15 protein-coding genes are annotated in these 19,545 nt (G+C 66.8%); 9 read left to right on the top strand and 6 right to left on the bottom strand.

Translation table 11 applies throughout. The features are described 5' to 3' along the window. Window positions 1–12 precede the first annotated feature (12 nt). Entirely contained in the window at window positions 13–834 is an 822-nt protein-coding gene (locus tag RYM47_RS12855) for a 2-keto-4-pentenoate hydratase (protein WP_315388419.1), read from the bottom strand. A 145-nt stretch (window positions 835–979) separates the two neighbouring features. Here RYM47_RS12855 and RYM47_RS12850 point away from each other — a divergent pair, with 145 nt between their 5' ends. The 5 genes from RYM47_RS12850 (at window position 980) to RYM47_RS12830 (ending at window position 5,788) form a co-directional block, all read left to right on the top strand. After that, window positions 980–1,981: an alpha/beta hydrolase gene (locus RYM47_RS12850; protein WP_315388417.1), complete on the top strand. Its 1,002-nt coding sequence runs from the start codon at window positions 980–982 to the stop codon at window positions 1,979–1,981. Next, entirely contained in the window at window positions 1,978–3,594 is a 1,617-nt protein-coding gene (locus RYM47_RS12845) for a carboxylesterase/lipase family protein (protein ID WP_315388415.1), read from the top strand. The genes RYM47_RS12850 and RYM47_RS12845 overlap by 4 nt, the downstream gene beginning before the upstream one ends. 199 nt (window positions 3,595–3,793) lie before the next feature. Continuing rightward, window positions 3,794–4,384 carry a cysteine dioxygenase family protein gene (locus RYM47_RS12840; RefSeq protein ID WP_315388414.1) on the top strand — a complete coding sequence of 197 codons (591 nt, stop codon included), beginning with the start codon at window positions 3,794–3,796 and terminating at the stop codon, window positions 4,382–4,384. A gap of 152 nt (window positions 4,385–4,536) precedes the next feature. Continuing rightward, window positions 4,537–4,893: a hypothetical protein gene (locus tag RYM47_RS12835; protein ID WP_315388412.1), complete on the top strand. Its 357-nt coding sequence runs from the start codon at window positions 4,537–4,539 to the stop codon at window positions 4,891–4,893. A 61-nt stretch (window positions 4,894–4,954) separates the two neighbouring features. Continuing rightward, window positions 4,955–5,788, top strand: a complete 834-nt coding sequence (locus RYM47_RS12830; RefSeq protein ID WP_315388410.1) for a PhzF family phenazine biosynthesis protein — start codon at window positions 4,955–4,957, stop codon at window positions 5,786–5,788. Between the two features lie 54 nt (window positions 5,789–5,842). On the opposite strand, the gene RYM47_RS12825 is transcribed toward RYM47_RS12830, so the two are convergent. Together RYM47_RS12825 and RYM47_RS12820 are read right to left on the bottom strand one after the other, a co-directional pair. Further along, a complete protein-coding gene (locus RYM47_RS12825; protein WP_315388408.1) occupies window positions 5,843–9,694 on the bottom strand; it encodes a LamG-like jellyroll fold domain-containing protein in 3,852 nt (1,283 codons plus the stop codon). 135 nt (window positions 9,695–9,829) lie between these two features. Then, the gene (locus tag RYM47_RS12820) at window positions 9,830–12,589 is read right to left on the bottom strand and encodes a TonB-dependent receptor (RefSeq protein ID WP_315388407.1); all 2,760 of its coding nucleotides are present in this window, start codon (window positions 12,587–12,589) and stop codon (window positions 9,830–9,832) included. 266 nt (window positions 12,590–12,855) lie between these two features. On the opposite strand from RYM47_RS12820, the gene RYM47_RS12815 reads away from it, so the two are divergent. Genes RYM47_RS12815 through RYM47_RS12805 form a run of 3 tightly spaced genes read left to right on the top strand, consistent with a single transcriptional unit; the run spans window position 12,856 to window position 14,930 of the window. Then, complete coding sequence (locus RYM47_RS12815; protein WP_315388491.1) at window positions 12,856–13,878, top strand: sugar kinase; 1,023 nt, start codon at window positions 12,856–12,858, stop codon at window positions 13,876–13,878. Continuing rightward, a complete protein-coding gene (gene eda / locus RYM47_RS12810) occupies window positions 13,865–14,503 on the top strand; it encodes a bifunctional 4-hydroxy-2-oxoglutarate aldolase/2-dehydro-3-deoxy-phosphogluconate aldolase (RefSeq protein ID WP_315388405.1) in 639 nt (212 codons plus the stop codon). Before RYM47_RS12815 ends, eda begins: the two co-directional genes overlap by 14 nt. Window positions 14,504–14,546: 43 nt before the next feature. Beyond that, on the top strand, window positions 14,547–14,930 hold the full coding sequence (locus tag RYM47_RS12805) for a hypothetical protein (protein WP_315388403.1): 384 nt from the start codon (window positions 14,547–14,549) through the stop codon (window positions 14,928–14,930). A gap of 3 nt (window positions 14,931–14,933) precedes the next feature. Here RYM47_RS12805 and ligD read toward each other — a convergent pair whose 3' ends face one another. From ligD to RYM47_RS12790, 3 genes are all read right to left on the bottom strand, one after another. Next, the gene (gene ligD, locus RYM47_RS12800) at window positions 14,934–17,507 is read right to left on the bottom strand and encodes a DNA ligase D (RefSeq protein ID WP_315388401.1); all 2,574 of its coding nucleotides are present in this window, start codon (window positions 17,505–17,507) and stop codon (window positions 14,934–14,936) included. Window positions 17,508–17,513: 6 nt separating this feature from the next. Next, window positions 17,514–18,476, bottom strand: a complete 963-nt coding sequence (locus RYM47_RS12795) for a Ku protein (RefSeq protein WP_315388399.1) — start codon at window positions 18,474–18,476, stop codon at window positions 17,514–17,516. Window positions 18,477–18,616: 140 nt separating this feature from the next. After that, complete coding sequence (locus RYM47_RS12790) at window positions 18,617–19,015, bottom strand: hypothetical protein (RefSeq protein ID WP_315388398.1); 399 nt, start codon at window positions 19,013–19,015, stop codon at window positions 18,617–18,619. Between the two features lie 179 nt (window positions 19,016–19,194). On the opposite strand from RYM47_RS12790, the gene RYM47_RS12785 reads away from it, so the two are divergent. Continuing rightward, window positions 19,195–19,521: a hypothetical protein gene (locus RYM47_RS12785; RefSeq protein ID WP_315388397.1), complete on the top strand. Its 327-nt coding sequence runs from the start codon at window positions 19,195–19,197 to the stop codon at window positions 19,519–19,521. Window positions 19,522–19,545: the final 24 nt, after the last annotated feature.

Below are 19,545 nucleotides of genomic sequence, written 5' to 3'. Positions count from 1 at the left end.
TGGCCGACCGGGTTACCCGGCGGCGATGGCCCTGCAGGTAATGTCGCCGTAACCGGCGAAACGGATCAGTGCCTGTTGGCCTACGGCGATGTCATGGATACCGGTGGCATTGCCACTGGCGATCAGATCGCCGGCCTTCAGCGGGCGCCCACGCTGGGCGGAACGGCCCAGCGCGAACGCGAATGCGGTACGCAGCCCACCCGGCAGCAGGGTGGCACCGCCGGTACCCACCACCTCGCCTTCGATGCGGGTTTCGGCGCGCAGGTCGGCGTCGTCCAGCGTGGTCCAGTCCGGAATTTCCGGGCCCAGCACCAGGCCGTTGTTGTTGCCGAAGTCCGAGACCACCACCAGCGGACCCAGCTTGTTGATCGTGGCCAGCGGGCTGCTGGCTACCTCCACGCCGATGAACAGCCGCGCCGGCTGGGCTTCGGCCTCTTCGGGGGTCCAGTGCAGCTTGTCGGCCGGAGCATCCTCGGTCAGCTGGAACACGTACTCGGCCTCGACCGCGCCAAAGCCGCCAACGAACACCGGGATATCGACTGTTCCACCGGTAGCATTCCAGAACCGATTGGAGAAGATCGGGCCCAGCAGGCGGTCGTCGCCGGAGGCATCGCGCCGCTCGGCGGCGATGAAGCCGACCTTCCAGCCCACGACGTCAGCGTTCCACAGTGCAATGGCGTGGTCCTGCGCCTGGTAGGCGGTGACCAGGTCGTCCGGGATGGTTCCCGGGAAATCCGGCAGTGACCGGCCCTGCTGGCGGGCCGAAACGAACGCCTGGGCGATGTCGCCCAATCCCTGTTCTGGCAGATCCTGTTTGCCCTGATCGTTGCTCAAGCGGGTCTCCCGTTGTTTTGTTGCACTGCCCATCGACAGTGCTTGGATGAGCTGTATATGGTAAACCGGTGTCATTGGCAATGTGCAGCGCATCAGACGCTGCCAGCCTCCGGCACGTGGTCGTTTCCAAGCCAAAGGATCCCGGATGCGCTGTCCCGTATTGATGCCCCTGCTGGCAGGCTGCCTGCTTTCCGCCCTCGCCGTTGCTCCGGCACCGGTCCAAGCCGCCGAACGACCGGTGCCGCAGACCGAGCCCGCTCCGGGCGCGTCCGACAGCATCGCACTCTGGCCGGACGGCAAGGTCCCGGGTGAACCTTCCGGGCCGACTGCGCCGAACGTCGTCGAACGCAGCGACAACAGCGCACTTCCAGACCGCTACATCGACAACGTCAGTGCCCCCTACCTGGTGGCGTACCGCCCCACGCGGCCAAACGGCACCGCGCTGCTGGTCATCCCCGGCGGCGGTTATCAGCGCATCGTGCTGGACAAGGAAGGCACCGCCCTGGTGCCGGCCTTCGTGGAACAGGGCGGGGTCACCCTGTTCGTCCTGCGTTACCGCCTGCCCGCCGGGCGGGGTGACCGCCAGGCGGCGCTGGCCGACGCGCAGCGCGCCCTGCGCCTGATCCGCAGCAATGCGCCACGCTGGCAGCTGGACCCGCACCGGATCGGGGTGATGGGCTTTTCCGCCGGCGGCCACGTCGCCGCGCGGTTGAGCACCGGGTTTGCCATTGCGCTGCCAGGCGCCGGGGATGCGGTGGACGCGGTCAGTGCGCGGCCGGACTTCGCGTTGCTGCTGTATCCGGTGATCGACATGGGTGCGCATGCGCACAGCGGTTCGCGTACGCGGCTGCTTGGCGAACGGCCCAGCGCCGCGCTGGTGCAGCAGTTTTCCCAGCAGACCCAGGTGACCGCGCAGACGCCGCCCACCTTTGTGGTGCACGCGCAGGACGATGCCGTGGTGCCAGTGCAGAACAGCCTTCTGTACTACCAGGCCCTGCTCGACGCGGGCGTCCCCAGTGAAATGCACCTGTTCGCGCACGGCGGCCATGGCTTTGGCGTGCGCATTCCGCCCGCACTGACCACCACGCAGTGGCCCGCGCTCGCATTGCGCTGGATGCAGGCGCAGCGCGCGGAGGGCACGCCATGACGCCAGCCGACCTGCAGCGTCGCCGCTTCCTGCGCGACAGCGCGCGCTACGCGCTGATGCTGGCGGGCACGTTGCCAATGGTGTCGGCACTGGCCAGCGCACCCGTTGCCGGCGCGGCCCCGGATTCACTGGCCAAGGTGCGAAGCGGGCGCCTGCGTGGCCGCTACGCGCAGGGTGTGCACAGCTTCCGGGGCGTGCCCTACGGTGCCGACACCGCCACCCGCCGCTTCCAGCCAGCCCTTCCCGAACGTCCCTGGCGCGGGGTGCGCGACGCAGTTGCCTACGGGCCCGCAGCGCCACAGGGCAGCAAAGAGGATGGGCCCGGCGGCGAAGACTGCCTGTACCTCAACGTGTGGACCCCGGCGCTACGCGACGGCAGGCCACGGCCGATCCTGTTCTACATCCACGGCGGCGCCTACAACAACGGCTCGGGCAGCGACCCGCAGTACGACGGCAGCGCGCTGTGTCGGCGCGGTGACGTGGTGGTGGTGACCGTGAACCATCGCCTCAACGTGTTTGGTTATCTGTACCTGGCCCAGCTCGGCGATGCACGCTTCGCGGATTCGGGCAATGTCGGCCAACTCGACCTCATCCAGGCGCTGCAGTGGGTGCGCGAACATGCCACCGAATTCGGCGGCGACCCCAACAACATCACCGTGTTCGGCCAGTCCGGTGGTGGCGCCAAGATCGCCACATTGATGGCGATGCCGGCCGCACGTGGGCTGTTCCAGCGCGCCTGGACCATGAGCGGTCAGCAGGTCACCGCCGCCGGTCCACGTGCCGCCACCCAGCGCGCGCGCATCGCGATGGAGGCCGTAGGGGCCGGTGACGTGGACGCGCTGCTGGCGCTGCCGGCCGACGCCCTGCTGGCCGCGACCCGCGCGCGTGATCCCTCGCGGGTGGAGAGCACCTCGCTGTACTTCGGCCCGGTGGTGGACGGCGGCAGCCTGCCGGTGCACCCGTTCTGGCCGCAGGCGCCGGCGCAGTCCGCGCGGATCCCGATGGTGATCGGCAACACCCATGACGAAACCCGTGCGTTCCTCGGCAACGATCCGGGCAACTTCGCGCTCACGTGGGAGACGCTGCCGGCCAAGCTGGAAAAGGAGCAGTTCGTGGACCTGCTGCCTTCGGTGGTGATCGCCGAATATCGGCGCCTGTATCCTCACTACACACCGTCAGAGGTGTTTTTCGCCGCTACAACTGCCGGACGGTCCTGGCGTGGCGCGGTGGAGGAGTTGGAGGCGCGCGCACGCCAAGGGGCGCCGACCTGGGCTTACCAGCTGGATTGGGGCTCGCCGTTGGACGGTGGCAAGCTCGGCGCCTTCCATACCCTGGATATCCCGCTGGTGTTCGACAACACCCGGGCAGCGGGCTCGCGCACTGGCAACGATGCGGATGCCCAGCGCATGGCCGATGTCATGAGCGAGGCGCTGCTGGCATTCGCCCGCACCGGGAACCCGAACCATGGCGGCCTGCCGCAGTGGGAGCAGTACGGGTTGGAGCGTCGGCAGACGATGGTGTTCGACGCGCGTTCCAGGCAGGAAGATGATCCGCGTGGTGGCGAACGCAGGTTGTACCAGCAGGCGCCGTTCGTACAACGCGGCACCGCGTAGGGACACGCCATGCGTGTTCGAACGTGGCCGGCAATCCGTGGGACACGCATGGTGTGTCGCGAATGGCGCGGTTACAACGCGTACCGATAGGCAGGGTCAACCAAAGAACGGAAATCGATTGATTTTCCGGCCAACGTGCGGCGATTTGTCGTGATTCAGATCAAACACCGCCTTAACGTTCTTCGCCTAGACTGGCGGCATGCAAGCCTATTGCGATGCCTTCCCGCGGTTCCATGGGCGCGATCGACTGATCGCCGCCGTGGATCGCGCGGTCCAGAATGACGATCCGCAGCAGATCGCTGCGACCCTGCGTGGGGCGCTGTGCGAGGCCATCGCCGACAGCCGCATCCAGCTGCCGGCCTGCGTGCACCAGCCAATCAGCGACCACTACGCCCGCCGTGAGCTCTACCGCAGCCCGACCCTGGGCTACAGCATCGTGGCGATGAGCTGGGCACCGGGGCAGGGCACGCCCCTGCACGACCATAGCGGCCTGTGGTGCGTGGAGGGGGTATGGCTGGGCCAGCTGGAAGTCACCCAGTACGCCCTGCTCGAACGCGAGGGCGAACGCTTCCGCTTCCGCGCCGAGCCCGCGGTGGTCGGTGGCTGCGGCAGTGCCGGCAGCCTCATCCCGCCGCACGAGTACCACACCATCCGAAACGCCAGCGACACCGAGCTGGCGGTATCCGTGCACGTCTACCAGGGCGAAATGGCCCGCACCGCCATCTTCGAACCCGACGGCAACGGCTGGTACGAACGCCGCCTGAAAGAGCTTGAGACCGACGAGGCCTGATCGACCTGACGCCATATCGACACGCCATGCGTGCCTGGCGCAAGCCCGGGTGAACCCCGGATCAAATCTAGGAACATCCTCAAAGCACCCTCCCGAATGACGCAGATAGCATCGAAACGTCTTACGACCTTTCCTTGCGGATACAGCCCATTTTGGATACCCCCGCCGCCGCCCTGACCCCGCGGACCGCCCGCCAGACCACGCGCCGGACCTCCCGTGGGCAGTCCCGCGTGACCGAGGGCTGGCGTGCGAGGGAATACCTCGATGACGGCATCGCCCATGTCGAGATCCGCGACCGCAGCGGTTGCCTGCAGGTCATCATCGCCAATGCCGCCGAGCTGTACTGGGCCTTGCCGATCGGGTTTCCCACGGCGCGGGTGTCGTTGCCCAACTGGCGCTTGAAGCTGCCGGAAGGCTGCACGTCGGCTGAGGTTTACGAATGTTCCAACTTCATCCTGATGCGCTACAGCAACGGCAAGGACGTGCTGTGGTTCATCCAGCCCCGCTGACGCTCGACCCGCCGCCGCCTGCACGCGATGATGTGGAACCCCACACCGCGCAGGACCCCGGATGTCGACCCGCCCGTTCCTCCAGGTCAACGTTTTCAGCACCGACCCCTTGTCCGGCAACCCGCTTGCGGTGGTGCTCGACGCCGAAGGCCTGTCCGAGGAGCGCATGGCCGCCTTCGCCCGCTGGACCAACCTGAGCGAGACCACCTTCGTCAGCGCGCCCGGCGACCCGCGTGCGGATTATCGCGTGCGCATCTTCACCACGCTGGGCGAATTGCCGTTCGCCGGGCATCCCACGTTGGGCAGTTGCCATGCGTGGTTGGTCAACGGCGGCGTGCCGCAGGGTGCGGAGATCGTGCAGGAGTGCGGGATTGGCCTGGTGCGGATTCGCCGCAGTGACACCGGATTCGCCTTCGATGCGCCGCCGCTGTTGCGTGCCGGGCCGCTGGAGCCTGCGCTGCGCGAGCGTGTCATTGCCGGGCTTGGCGTTGCCGACGACGACGTGGTGGACGCCCGGTGGGTGGACAACGGGCCGCCGTGGTTGGCGGTGCGCCTGCGCAGCCGTGCTTCAGTATTGGCGGTACGGCCGGATTACGCCGCGCTGGATGGGTTGATGGTGGGTGTGTTCGCCGCGTGCCGTGAAGGCGATGGGGTGGATGCGGAGTACGAATCACGTGCGTTCATCGCGGGGGAGGCGGCGCCGGAGGATCCGGTGACCGGCAGCCTCAATGCGGGCATCGCGCGGTGGTTGCTGGGGGAGGCACCGGCGCGGTACGTAATCAGCCAGGGCACGGTGTTGGGACGCGCGGGGCGCGTGCAGGTGGAGCACGAGGGGGATGCGTTGTGGATTGGTGGTGCGTGCGTGACGTGCGTTGAGGGTAGCGTTACGTTCTAGGGCGGCGTTTTTTCTGGGTCATGCCGACAGCCACGCCTCGGCGAGCCGCGCGCCCTACAGCGTCACGCTGTTGTTGCGCTGGGTCACTTCCGCGCCGCCATCCTGCAGCTCCACGCGCACCCGCAACCCACTGCGATTGCCGGCCGGCAACGGCAGGCCTACGGTGGTCGTCTTGGGCACCAGATCCACCGGCGCTTCCATCGCCGGGATCTCAATCCGCGCCAGCTCACGCCCGTTCGCATCCTCCAGCACCGCTGTACCCACCGGCGTGCCCACGTGCCCCAGGCTGTGCACGGTCACGTGCACCTGGCGACCGTCCACGCGCACGTCGCCACGGCCCACGCCCAGGTCCGGGCGCAGCTCCACTGGCGTGCCGGCGTTGATCAGCTCGAACTCGAACACCTGTGCCACGCCCGGTGCGAACCGCAGCGGAAGGGAGGCGCTGCGCTCCAGCGTCACCTCGCGCGTTTCGCCCTTGCCGTCGATGCGGTCGTCGCCATTACGGTCGACGCCGCTGGTCATCCGCCACTGCCCGGCGGTGACGTTCCAGGTACTCATCTCCGCATCAGCGGCATGCGTGCCGAGGTTGTAGCCGATCACCGTGAAGCGCTCGGTGGACGGCGCATGCACCAGCAGTGCCACCTGTTCGGCCGCGTCCGGCTGCGCGAAGCGCCAGCTCACCGTGTGGCCTGGCCAGCTCTGGTTGCGCTTGAGCGCAATGCCGCCCAGGCGCGCCCGCTGCAGGAACTCGCTCGGCGCCTCGACGCGGTCGGACCACCAGTGACCCTCGGTGTTCATGTACTCGCGCTGCGCCTTGGCCTGTATGCCATCGCCGTGCAGCGCTTCCAGATATTTCTTGTCGCCGGTGGCCTGCCACGCCATCAGGCTGGAGAAGCCGGTGTTGCCGGCGTCTGCGTCAGCGACCAGCTTCGGGTTCCATTCGGCGCCCTTGCCCAGTACTTCGACGAAGTTCTCGCCCAGATTGGCCAGCGCGCCGGGCCCGCCGCGCTGCACACGGTAGTCCAGCGCCTTCAGGTACTTGTCGTCGCCGCTCCAGCGCCATGCTGCCCAGAAGGTGTGCATCACATCGCCACCGCCGGAACCGTTGTTGAGCTCGCCGCCGCGCACCTTGCCCGTGGCCCAGTTGATCTCGTTGGGCAGTGCCCAGCGGCCCTTGTCGTCGGTGTAGGCGTGCGCCAGGTAGCTGTCGGCCAGCCCGGTGACCAGCTTGCGACCGGTCGGGTCGGCGTTGTACTGGCCGACCAGGAAGGCCGGGTGCAGCGCCGGGAACGAGTACGGCTTCTGCCACTGCCAGTTCGGCTCGCGGTACACCTTGTTGCCGCCGAACCAGTTGCTGGAGAACAACAGGTTGCCCTGCGGATTGGGCAGGATGATGCGCTCGTCGAACGCCTTCACCGTTTCCATGAGCCGTTCCAGGGTGAGCGGATCGCCCCAGTTGAGGTACAGCATCGCGCTGTTGGCGTTGATGCCTTCCTCATAGGAATGCAGCTCATCGGTCTCGATGGTGCTCAGGCCGTTGGAGAACATGCCGTTGCGGTACACCGCGTCGGACAGCGCGGTGAGCGAGCGGTTCAAGCGATCCGGCTCCACGCCCATCAGCGCCAGCCCTGGCCACTGCTGGGTCAGGTCGGTGTCGTCGGAAATGCCGCCACCGAAATCGCCGTACGCAATCTGGCGGTTGTCGATCCACCAGTCCACGAAACGACGCACGTACTTGAGGTCTTCGGTCTGGCGGAATGCCCACAACGGCGCGCCCTTGGGCGCTTCGGGCTGGGTGAACGGCGGTTTGCCCTGGCTGTTGTAGCTGATGTAGTTCCAGTACAACCGGCCCAGTTCGTGGTCCGGGTCGATCCGCAGCAGGTCGCTCAGGTCCGCATACACGCGCGCGTACAGGCGCTGGCGCTTGGAGGTGGTGTGCTCTTCGACCAGGAAGCCCCAGTTGTCCCGCACCTGGTTGAAGCGGTCGGCCACGTGTTCCTTCTTCGCCTCGGCGCGGTCCTTGTAGACCATGCGGATTTCCGCGCCGTCGAGCGAGCCGGCATTGAAGCCGGGCGCGCCCGAGGCGATGCTGATCCACAGGCTGTCAGCGGTGAGGATGCGGTCGCGCAGGTCCAGCCACAGCGTGCGCTTCTCGTTCGGCTTCACCGAGACCGACACATCGATCATGTCGCGCGCGGGCCAGATCGGGTCCTTGATGCGGATGTTGAGCGGAATCAGCCCATCGCGCGCGGCAGGCAGGTCCAGCGCCGGCAGGTCGATGGCCACGCCGTCCAGCCCGTCGTACATGTTTTCCCAGCTGTGCGCCCAGCTGCGGATGAGCGGTTGCGCCGCCGGTGCGTCGCCCACGCCGGAAGGGATCAGCACGTGCACGATCGGGAGTGGCTGCGCCGGCAGCGTGTCCGCACCACGACGACGCGAGCCGGCACCCTTGGGCAGCGCCATCACCGTGCTGCGTTCGGCAGCCGGATAGCGGCCATCGATGTACTCGCGCAGCGTGGTGATGTTGAGGTAGTCGGGCAGGGCCTGGCTGTCGATCAGGTAGCGCTGCTTCACCGTGCCGTCCGGCTCGGCGGCGTCGCTGACCTGATAGGCCCAGATCTCCTGGATCGGGGTTTCCTGCGCGGTGTTGCGGAAGTGCAGCACGCCGCCGCTCTGCACCGGAATGTCGTCCACGCTGCGCACCACGCCCTGCGGGCGCTGCAGCAGCGGCGTGGCCCCGGTATCACCCGCACTGTGGCTGAGCCCGCCGAAGGCCGCACCGCGCACTTCAATGCGGTTGACGGTCTCGCCGGCCGGCACGGTCAGGTCGAGCTGCTGCCCGCCTTCCACGTAGGTGTTCCAGTCCGGCAGCTGGAAGTAGTCGTTGCGGCCGGGCAGGCGCGAGCGGTTGTACACGCCCGGCCAGGTCGTCTCGGCGATGCCATCGGTCGCCTTCCACATCCACTGCTTGTGGTCCCTGGTGTCGGCGAATTCGATCTTGCGGATGGTCGTCGCGGGCGCGGTGAGTGCCGGCGGTGCGGCGCTGTCCCAGCCGAAACGGTGGTTCCAGGCACGCATCGGGCCGGCGTCGGCCACGCTGGTCGTCGGCGCTTTGTTGGCCGCCAGCGCCGCCATGCCGGCCGGATCGAGCAGGTGGTCGTAGACGCGGATCTCGTCGAAGTCGCTGCCGCGCAGGAAGTTGTAGCGGCTCTGCACCTGGTAGGGCGCCATCACCCGCCCGGCCAGGCCGAGCTGGTCCAGCGCCGCGTCGTAGTCGGCCGTGGTCTCCGCGCGGGCGACCTCCTTGCCGTCCACGTACAGGCGCACGCCGTGGTTTTCGTCCCAGCCAAAGGCAATGTGCTGCCACTGGGCGGGCGAGGGATTCTGGTCGAGCTTGAACGACACGCGGGTGCGCGCCAGGTTGGCGTCGGTCACGAAAGCGTCGAAGCCGTGCCCGTTCCAGTCGATGCGCAGCCAGGCCATGTCCCAGCTGCTGTGGTCGGCATAGCCGACCCGGAAGATCACGAACGGCGCTTCGCCTACCGCATAGCGCGGGCGCCAGTAGAAACCAAGGGTGCCGCGCTGCGCCTGGATGTTGCCCGGTGCGTTCCACGACAGTACGCCGTCGTCGGCCCACTGGATGGCGCGCCCACGGGCACCGTCGGCCACGGTGGTGACCTTGTCCACGAAGTTGGGAACGGCATCGCCTTCGGCATGGTCGGCCTCGAGGCCGTGCTCAGCCGAGACATGGAACAGGAGGTGTGGCGCGGTCTGTGCAGCGGCGGAGCCGGACAAGGCCAGCAACACTGCCAGTGCCAACGTTCGCGGTAGCGTCGGCCGTTGGCCGACCCGCACACAACCGACAACGCCCGAATCAGCCCGAACCACCCCACCACAAAGCACCATGTGACTTTCCTTTCCACACATCACTGCGGCCGCAGCGTTACGCAGGGCCGCCAGAAACTAGCAAACGGGAAGCAGTGCGGCATCTTGCGCCGCAACAGCGGCGTGGTCACCCACGCCGCTGCCGGTTACGCGCACTCAGAACTTGTAACGAACACCCAGCTGGTACTGCCGGCCGGTCTCGGTGTACTGCAGCGGCAGTCGACCCGTGGCCGGCGAGTACACCCACTCGTCGCTGGCTTCGTTGGTCAGGTTCATGCCTTCCAGGCTCAGCTCCAGCTGGTCGCTGATCGCGTAGCGGATCGAGGCGTCGATGAAGGTGGTGCCGGTCATGCCGTGGGTACCGTCTACGTTGAAGCCTGCTTCGGTGCCCGGCACCTGGGTCAGGTAGTCGTCGCGGTTGGTCGCCGACACGCGGCCGCTCCACATCTTGCCTTCATAGAACAGCGTAGCGTTCCAGGACGATTTCGAAAGGCCGGTCAGGTCGGCCTTCATCACCGGCTGGCCGCTGGAGTTGATGTACTGGATCTGCGATTCCACCCAGGTGTAGTTCAACTGCACACCCAGGTTCGACCAGTTGCCCGGCAGGAAGGTGAACGGCTGGATGTAGTTCGCTTCCACGCCGTGCAGTTCGCCACCCGGGGTGTTGACCGGCTTGGTGTAGGTGAAGTCATCGGCCGGCGAGGCACCGGTACCGATCAGCAGCGAATCGGGCAGGCCGCTGGCGCTGTACGGTGCCACTTCGCGGGTGGTCTGCACGAAGCTTTCGATGTCTTTGTAGAACAGGCCGATGCCGGCCATCGCGCCTTCGGAGAAGTACCACTCGAAGCCCAGGTCCACGTTCTTGGCGCGGATCGGATCCAGGTACGGGTTGCCGCTGGAGATGGTGCGCGCACCGCCGGCCACGGCCACGGTGGCACCCGGGGTCAGGCTGCCCAGGCCCGGGCGGCTCATCACCTTGGCCGCGCCGAGGCGGATCAGGAAGTCCGGGGTGATTTCCGCCACGAGGTTGAACGAGGGCAGGGTGTCGTCGTACTCGCGATCCACCGTGGTCGCCACGGTGCCGGTGGCCAGCGTGGAAAGACCGGTGGAGCTCTGCTTGGTCTTTACGTAGCGCACGCCGAAGTTGCCCGAGAACGGAATGCTGCCGAGTTCGGTGGAGAACTCGCCCATCAGGTAGCCGCCACGGTCTTCTTCTTCCACGCTGCGCGAGTTGTTGGCGCGCGGTGCGACGGCGAAGATGCCGCTGTTGCTGTAGATGTCGAACTGGTCGGCAATGGCGTCCAGGTTCGGCACCACCCACTGGTCAGGCGTACCGGTAATGCCCTTCAGGCCGGCCTGCTGGGTCATGTCCACCGGCACGATCTTGGTGCCGTTCGGGAAGTTCGGCACCGCCAGTTCGCTGGCGCGGCGCAGTTCCACGGTATCGAAGGTGTAGTTCTTGGCCAGGATGCCGCCCTTCAGGCGGAAGCCGGGGCTCAGGTTCCAGTTGAAGTCGATCTGGCCGGTGTCGAAGTCGTTGTCCACGTACTGCGGGCGCAGGCGGATTTCAGCCAGTTCCCAGCCCGCCGGGTTGGTCGGGTCGATGCCGTAGTTCAGCTTCGGGAAACGGCTGTTGCCACGGTAGTCGTAGCTGTAACCGTCCACATCGTACTTGTCCATGATTATGGTGGTCTGGATCGGGTTCTCGTGCTTGGAGCGCGAGATGCCGACCTTGCCGGACAAGGTGAAGTCGTCGCCGAAGCGGTGCTGGCCGTTCAGGGCGATCTGCTTGAACTCGGTGCTCCACTCGTCGTGGCGGTTCTCGGTGCGGATGTCGACGTTGTCGAACTCACCGTAGACCAGCGCGTTGTTCTCAATCACGCCGTCCTTGACGATCATCGCCGGCTTGCCGACCAGGCGCGGGGTGGTGCTGGTGCCGCGGCTGAAGGAAATGGCTTCGATGTAGTGCTCGTCGCGCTTGGCGTCGATCTTCGAGTACAGCGTGTCCAGCGAGATTTCGGTGGCGTCGGTGGGCTTCCACTGCAGGGTGCCGGTGACGCCCAGGCGCTTCTGCTCGTGCTCCATCTGCACGTAGCGCGGGAAGCGCGGGTGGTACACGCTGGCCGAACGCGCCTGGGTGAACGGCGAGGCGGCATTGAAGTTGCCGTTGCTCGGGCCATTGGCCCAGCGGCCGGTGTTGGAGCCTTCTTCCAGCGCCTGGCGCTCGGAGTAGGCGACCGACAGCAGCGCGCCGAAGGTGCCATCGGCCCAGGTGTTGGAGATCAGCGCGGCCACGCGCGGGTCGGCCTTTTCGGCCATCGCGTTGTAGCTGGCCTGGCCGCTGGCGGCGAAGGTGAAGCCGTCATAGTCGAACGGGCGCGCGGTGCGCAGGTCGACGGTGGCGCCGAGCGAGCCTTCTTCCACGTCGGCCGAGGCGGTCTTGCGCACCAGCAGCTGCGAGAACAGGTCCGAAGCGAACACGTTGAAGTCGAAGCCGCGGCCGCGGTTGGTGCCGCCGCTCTGGTCGCCGGCGCCCACCGTGGTCAGCGCTTCCATGCCGTTGATGCGCACACGGGTGAAGTCCGGGCCGAGGCCGCGCACCGAGATGTTGCGGCCTTCGCCGGCTTCGCGGGTGATGACCACGCCGGGCACGCGCTGCAGCGACTCGGCCAGGTTCAGATCGGGGAACTTGCCGATGTCTTCGGCGACGATGGCGTCAACCACGCCGGCTTCGCCGCGCTTGATGTCCAGCGCCTTCTCGACGCTGGCGCGGTAGCCGGTGACGGTGACGGTGTCCAGGTCGGTGGCCGAAGCCGGGGCCGGGTCCTGCGCCAGGGTGGTTCCGCTCAGCGCCAGGCCGATCGACAGGGCGAGCAAGGTAACCGGTGTCTTTTTATGGATGTTTCGATATTGCATGTTTTCCCTCTCCCAAGGTGCTACATGAAACAGCTATCCGGCGACATGTCAGTGCAATGACACCGCTGGTCAGAGCCGACGTTAACAGTCCGTTGGGAATCGAGCATCTTGCACCGCAACAGACCTGCAATGTCCCGTAGACGCCTGCGGGACAAAGGTTTCTGCCCGTCGAGCCGCTGGACGGAGCGCGCCACACGGCTAGAATGACACCGCTAGCCATTGCGATTCGGGGCCTGTCCCCGGGTCATGCCCACCACGAGGGATCCATCGCCATGAGTCGTGTTGTCTGTTTCGGGGAGTTGTTGCTGCGCATGAGTGCGCCAGGCCGTGAACTGCTGCTGCAGACGCCGCAGCTGGCGGTGCATGCTGGCGGCGCGGAGGCCAACGTGGGCGTATCGCTGGCCCACTTCGGGCACCGCGTGCAGATGGTCAGCACGCTGCCGGCCAACCCGCTCGGCCAGTACGTGGCCGGCGAACTGCGCCGGCACGGGGTGGACACCGCCCACGTGCAGACCCGCCCGGGCCGCATGGGCGTGTACTTCCTCACCACCGGGGCGGTGCAGCGCGCCAGCGAAGTGGTCTACGACCGCGTGGACTCGGCGTTCTCGCTGGGCCAGGCCAGCGACTACGACTGGGACACCCTGCTGCGCGGCGTGCAGTGGCTGCACCTTTCCGGGGTGAGCCCTGCGCTGAACCCGGCCATGGCCGAGGCCACGCTGGTGGCCGCGCGTGCCGCCTGCGAGCGTGGGGTCAAGGTGTCCTTCGATGGCAACTTCCGGCCCTCGCTGTGGGCGCGCTGGGACGGCGATGCGCCGGCCATCCTGCGCGAGCTGTTCGCCTGCGCCACGGTGGCCTTCGCCGACTACCGCGACATCGGCGTGGTGCTGGGCGGGCAGTTCGAGCAGGCCGCGCTGGCAGAGCGCGTGGATGCCGCGGCGGTGCAGGCCTTCGCCGCATTCCCGCGCCTGCAGTGGATGGCGTGCACGCAGCGCACCACCCACAGCGTGGACCACCACGCGCTGGGCGCGATGCTGCTGGGCCGCGACGGCACGCGTGCGGTGGCGCCCACGCGCGAGATGATCGGCATCGTGGACCGCATTGGCGGCGGCGATGCGTTCGCCGCTGGGATCCTGCATGGCATGATGCAGGGCTTCGAACCGGACGCGATCGTGCGTTTCGGCCTGGCTGCGGCCAGCCTGAAGCATTCGGTCCCCGGTGATTTCAACCCCGTCAGTGAAGCTGACGTACTGGCCCTGACGGGCGAGGAGCGATTCGATGTCCGGCGCTGATCCGCGCGTACGCGCAGTATTGAAACTGGCCCCGGTGATTCCGGTGTACACCCCGGAAAGCGTGGACGAGGCCGTGCAGGTGGCCCAGGCGCTGTTCAACGGCGGCCTGCCGGTGATCGAAGTGACCCTGCGCACCGCCGTGGCCATGGATGCAATCCAGGCCATGGTGGAAGCCGTGCCGGACGCAGTGGTTGGCGCAGGAACCGTACTGACCGCGGCACAGATGGAGAAAGTGAAGGCCGTGGGTGGGCGGTTTGCGGTGGCGCCGGGCGCGACGCCGACGTTGTATGCGGCCGCGCGCGATACCGACCTGCCGTTCCTGCCAGGCGTGGCCACGTCTTCGGAGCTGATGCTGGGCCTGGAGCACGGGCTGGATACCTTCAAGTTCTTCCCGGCCGTGCAGGCCGGGGGCATCGGCATGCTGCAGGCGTGGAACGGCCCGTTCGGCGACGTGCGCTTCTGTCCCACCGGCGGCATCAGCGCGCAGACCGCGCGCGATTTCCTGCACCTGCCCAACGTGCTGTGCGTGGGCGGTTCGTGGCTGACCACGCGTGCACTGCTGCAGGCGAAGGACTGGGCGGGCATTGAAGGACTGGCAAAGGCATCGGCTGCGCTGGTCGGCTGAGGCGCTCATAATGACGGCAGTTCCGCTGCCGTCTGTGTGACCCATGTCTGCTTTGTCGATCGCAAAAACCGTAGTGCTCTCCGTGCTGTCGGTGGTGGTGGCGCTGTTCGTGCTGGGCATGGTAAGTGGCATCGCCGGCTGGACCGCGCCGTGGGTGGGACTGGGCGACAGCCAGTTGCGGCTGGCGTGGGACCTGGCCTGGACCATCCTCGGTGGGGTAGCGGCCACGGCGTTCGCCGCGCGCTACGCGCCGAACGCACCGTATGTGCATGGCGGGGTGGTGTGGTTTCTCATCGCCGGCGCGTCTGCCTTCGCGGCATGGGATCTGGGGAATGACTTCCCGTTCTGGTTCGTGGTGACGTTGCTGGTGTCGCTGCCGGTACAGGCGCTGGGCATCTGGATCGGGGCGCGTTATCGGCCGCGGTGAGGCTCACAGCGTCGGCAGCACCTGCTCCACGTCCTCAATTCCTTCCCACGGATCTGCCTTCAACCGCTGCGCCCGCTGCAGCGCCTTCGGCAATGGGAATGCATCGGCGGCAGCAATCCGGCCCAACTCTTCCCAGCGCAGCGGCACCGCCACGCCTGCTGAAGGGCGCGCCCGCAGCGACCACGAACACACACTGGTGGCGCCGCGCGCATTGCGCAGCCAATCGATGAAGATCACGCCGTTGCGCTTGGCCTTGCTCATCGTGGCCACATAGCGCTCTGGCGCGTGCTCGGCCATGGCCTGCGCGAACGATTCGCAGAAGTCCTTGGCCTGCGCCCAGTCCGCCTTCGGCTTCAACGGCACCACCACGTGCACGCCCTTGCCGCCGGAGAGGCGCACGAAGCTTTCCAGCCCGATTTCCTGCAGTCGCGCACGGATGTCGCGGGCTGCGGACTTTATCGCGGCCCAGGTCACGCCTTCGCCCGGATCCAGGTCGAAAACCAGCCGGTCCGGGTGTTCCGGGTCGTCCACCGTCGCGCCCCACGGATGCAGCTCCAGGGTGTTCATCTGCACCAGCTGCAGCAGGCCTTCCACGTCTTCGATGTACAGGTAGTCTTCGCGCCCGCTCTTCTGCTGCAGCGGTATCGCCTGCACCGCGTCGCCCAGGCCGGTACCGTGATGCTTCTGGAAGAAGCACTGCTTGTCCACGCCATCGGGGCAGCGCAGCAGCGACAGCGGACGGCGCGCCACTTCCGGCAGGATCCACCGCGCCATCTGCCGGTAGTACTCGGCCACGTCGCCTTTGGTGAGTTTGGCCTTGGCAAAGACCACGCGTTCGGGATGGCTGATGGTCACCTCCGCCGTGTCATCGGCCCGGGGCTTGGCGTTGCCCGGTGATTTCCCTGGCGCGGCGTTGGCAGCAGGGGCCTTCGCCTTGCTGCCCGTGCCGGCCGGCGTCGTCGAAGCCACGCCCAGATCTTTCGCGCGCTTGTCTTCGCGCAAGCGCTTGAAGCTGGCCTGCCGCAGCAATCCTTCCTTGGCCCAGCCGCGGAACGCGACTTCGGCCACCAGGGTGGGTTTCACCCAGTGCACGCTGCTGGCCTTGAACGGTACATGCGACGGCAGCGCCACCGCCGCCTTGTCGGTGGCCAGCGCCTTGAGCTGCTTATGGATGGCCGCCAGCCTTGCGTCGTCGAAGCCGGTGCCCACGCGGCCCACGTAGCGCAGGCCGTCCTTCTCCGGCGATGCCATCAGCAGCGAACCGAAGCCGCTGCGCGAACCCTTGGGCTCGGTGTAGCCCACGATCAGGAACTCGTCAGTGTTCTCGTGCTTCACTTTCACCCAGCTCGGCGAACGTGCGTTGACGTACGCCGCGTCCACCCGCTTGCTGACGATGCCTTCAAACCCTGCAGCCCCGCTGGCGGCGAATACCTCCGGACCATGGTCGAGCACGTGGTCGCTGTAGGCCAGGGTGCCGGGCACATCGCCCAGCAATTCCTTCAGCAGTTCCTTCCGATCCAGCAGCGGTGAGCGGCTGATGTCCACGCCGGCAATGCCGGGCGTGTCGAACACCACATAGCGCAGCGGCTGCTTGCTGGTGCCGTCGATGACTTTCTGCAGCGCGGTGAAGTCGCTGCGGCCCTCGGCATCCAGCACCACCAGTTCGCCGTCCAGGCGCAGGTCGGTGACAGGGAGGGCGGTGATGGCCTGCACGACCTCGGGGAAATCGTTGCTCCAGTTCAGTCCACCGCGCGAGCGCAGCGACACCACGCCCTCGGCAACGTCGGCCAGCAGCCGATAGCCATCCCATTTGATTTCGTGCAGCCAGGCATCGCCATTGGGCGCACTGTCGCGGTGGTCGGTGAGCTGCGGTTTGAAGTCATGGGGATAGGGCTTCTCCCGGGCGTGTTCGAGTTGCAGCGCGCGCTTGGCCCAGCGCGCGTCCGCGTTGCGGCGGGAAGCGGGTTTTGAGGTCCGGGTCGTGGTGGTCTTCGTGGTCTTCTTTGTAGTTTTGGACGTCGTCGAGGTTCTCGTGGATCGAGTGGTCTTCATCTTCGCCACGGGTTCCTCCAGCAGTGCGTCGGCATCGGCATCGCGCGCCTCGTCATCATCGCGCTTGATCAGCAGCCACTGGTGCTGGCGGCCTTTCATCGCCGTGCGCACCAGCTTCCAACCGCCGTTGAGCCGGGTTCCGTGCAGCACGAAGTCAAGCTTGCCGGCGGCGATCGCCTCCAGCGGGTCGCCCTCGCAAGCCCAGGTGCCATGGTCGAACACGTCTACGTGCCCGGCCCCGTAGTGTCCCTTCGGGATGTCGCCCTCAAACGTGGCATAGGAAATGGGGTGGTCCTCCACCTCCACCGCCAGCCGCTTCTCGCCCACGCGCAGGGACGGACCCTTCGGCACCGCCCAGCTCTTCAGCACGCCGTCGGCTTCCAGTCGGAAGTCGTAATGCCGCGAGCTGGCATGGTGCAGTTGCACTACGAAGATCGGTCGGCGCGCCGTAGCGCCCTGCGGGTCATGGTCCGGCTCCGGCGTTTCCCCGAAGCGGCGCTTGCGGCGGTATTCCTGCAGCGACACAGCCGCTTACCCCGCCTTGCGCGTCGGCGCGCGCTTGGCTGCGGGCTTTTTCGTGGCCTTGGTTGCCTTGGTGGCCTTGCTCGCGGTCTTTGTGGACTTCGCCGCCTTCTTGGCCGGGGCCGCCTTCTTCACCACCTTCGAAACCGCCGCGCTTTTCTTGGCCGGGGTACGCTTCTTGGCGTCCAGGCTCTTCTGCAGCAGCGACATGAAGTCGACTACGTTGGTGGCGGCGTCTTCGCGTGGGGTCGCTTCGTCTTCCACCCTGGTGGTACCGCCCTTGGACTTGATGCGTTTGGTCAGCAACGTCTGCAGGCGTTCGCGGAACTCGTCGTGATAGTCGTCCGGCTTCCATTCGCCGGCCATCGATTCGATCAGCTGCTCGGCCATCGCCGTTTCCTTGCTGCTGATCCGGTAGTCGGCCAGCGAGCCGGTGGGCAGCTTGTGCTCTTCCGGGTCCACCAGCTCCTGCGGGTAGCGCAGGATCATCAGCACCAGCGCGTCTTCATTGGGCATCACCGCACACAGGTACTCGCGGGTCCGTACCACCACGCGCGCGATGCCGACCTTGCCGGTGCTGCGCAGGGTCTCGCGCAGCAGCACGTAGCCTTTTTCGGCCTTCTTGCCCGGTACCAGCAGGTAAGGCTTCTCGTAGTAGCGCGGGTCGATCTGGGACGCGTCGACGAAGGTTTCCACTTCCACCGTTTCATGGCTTTCCGGCGCGGCTGACTTGATGTCGCTTTCTTCGAGTACGACATAGCTGCCCTTGTCGTACTCGTAGGCCTTGACGATATCCTTCCACGGCACTTCTTCGCCGGTGTCCGCGTTCACCCGCTCGAAGCGGATCGGTTTCTTGTCGCGCGAATCGAGCATGCGGAACTGCAGGTCGATCTTGCGCTCTCCGGACATCAGCGAGACCGGCACGTTCAACAGCCCGAATGACAGGGTTCCGGTCCAGATCGGTCGGGCCATGGCGGCGCCACTCCAGTTCGAGAGATGCGCCAGCTTTAGCTCGGGTGGCGTGAAACGGTTGTGGTGGGGCTGTGTATCGGGTGTGTCCTGGACCGCTTGGGACACGCATGGCGTGTCGCTACCGCGTGGTCGGCGTGGGGTTATTGGAGGGCGCCGTGTACGGCGGCTGCGGGCATGTGGTCGAGCGCCATCCAGGCGTCTTCGACGATGGCGCGCGCCTGCGGCCAGCCCAGCCGCGACTGCCCACGCATCTGCTCCCAGTGTTCGGCCAGCTCGCCGTCGGTGTCGTCGTCGTCGCCACGCGGCCAGTCAGCGTAGTGGGTGGTCAGCGCGAAGGTATAGGCCGGGTACAGGTCTTTCCAGCTGCGCCTTCCCTGACTGCGGCGGCGTTCGTAGTCGTTGCGCATGTACTGCAGGTAGTCCTGCGCCACTGCTTCGGGCTCTTCAGCGCGCGGGCGGCGGCCCCGCCGCGCACTCCGGTCCGGCTGCAGGTAGGCGTTGAACAGCACGGGGGCGTTGCGGCGATCCAGGCGGGGCATGACACGTCTCCGGCGAGGGTGGGGCTGGCAGGAATAGCCCCGGCGCCGTTATCCAGCCGTGACAGATGCGTTGTGGCGGTCTTGGCATTGCTTCACGTCGGCCATCCACCCGTGGTGCGTATGCTTTTTCCGCACGGCATCGGGCCGTGTTTCACCCTTTGTTTGTGGAGCCAATCACCATGCCACGCGATCCCCTGCGCGAAGCCACCACCCCGGTTCCCGGCGAACAGCGCGCCAAACATGACCTGCAGGATGCCGAAGACCGCGGCGCCGGCATGTCGCCTTCCGAAGCCCCTGAACACCTGCGCACCGGCGTGGACGAGGTGCACGCCTCACGCGACCGCAAGGATCCTTCCGGCCAGCCGAATGCTGACTGCGAGGAGCACCCGCACCACCGCGCCGCGCGCAAGGCGCATGAGAGCGACAACCAGGACGAGGCACTGGAGGAGACCTTCCCCGCCAGTGATCCCACCTCGCCGTTTGTCCCGGCCAAGATTCCGAAGTGAATGCGGACATCCGGAGCGGCACGA

Origin of the sequence: uncultured Stenotrophomonas sp., assembly GCF_963519125.1 — a bacterium.
Classification (GTDB): domain Bacteria; phylum Pseudomonadota; class Gammaproteobacteria; order Xanthomonadales; family Xanthomonadaceae; genus Stenotrophomonas.
The sequence above is the reverse complement of the archived record's forward strand: the minus strand, read 5'-3'. Positions and strand labels throughout refer to the sequence as shown.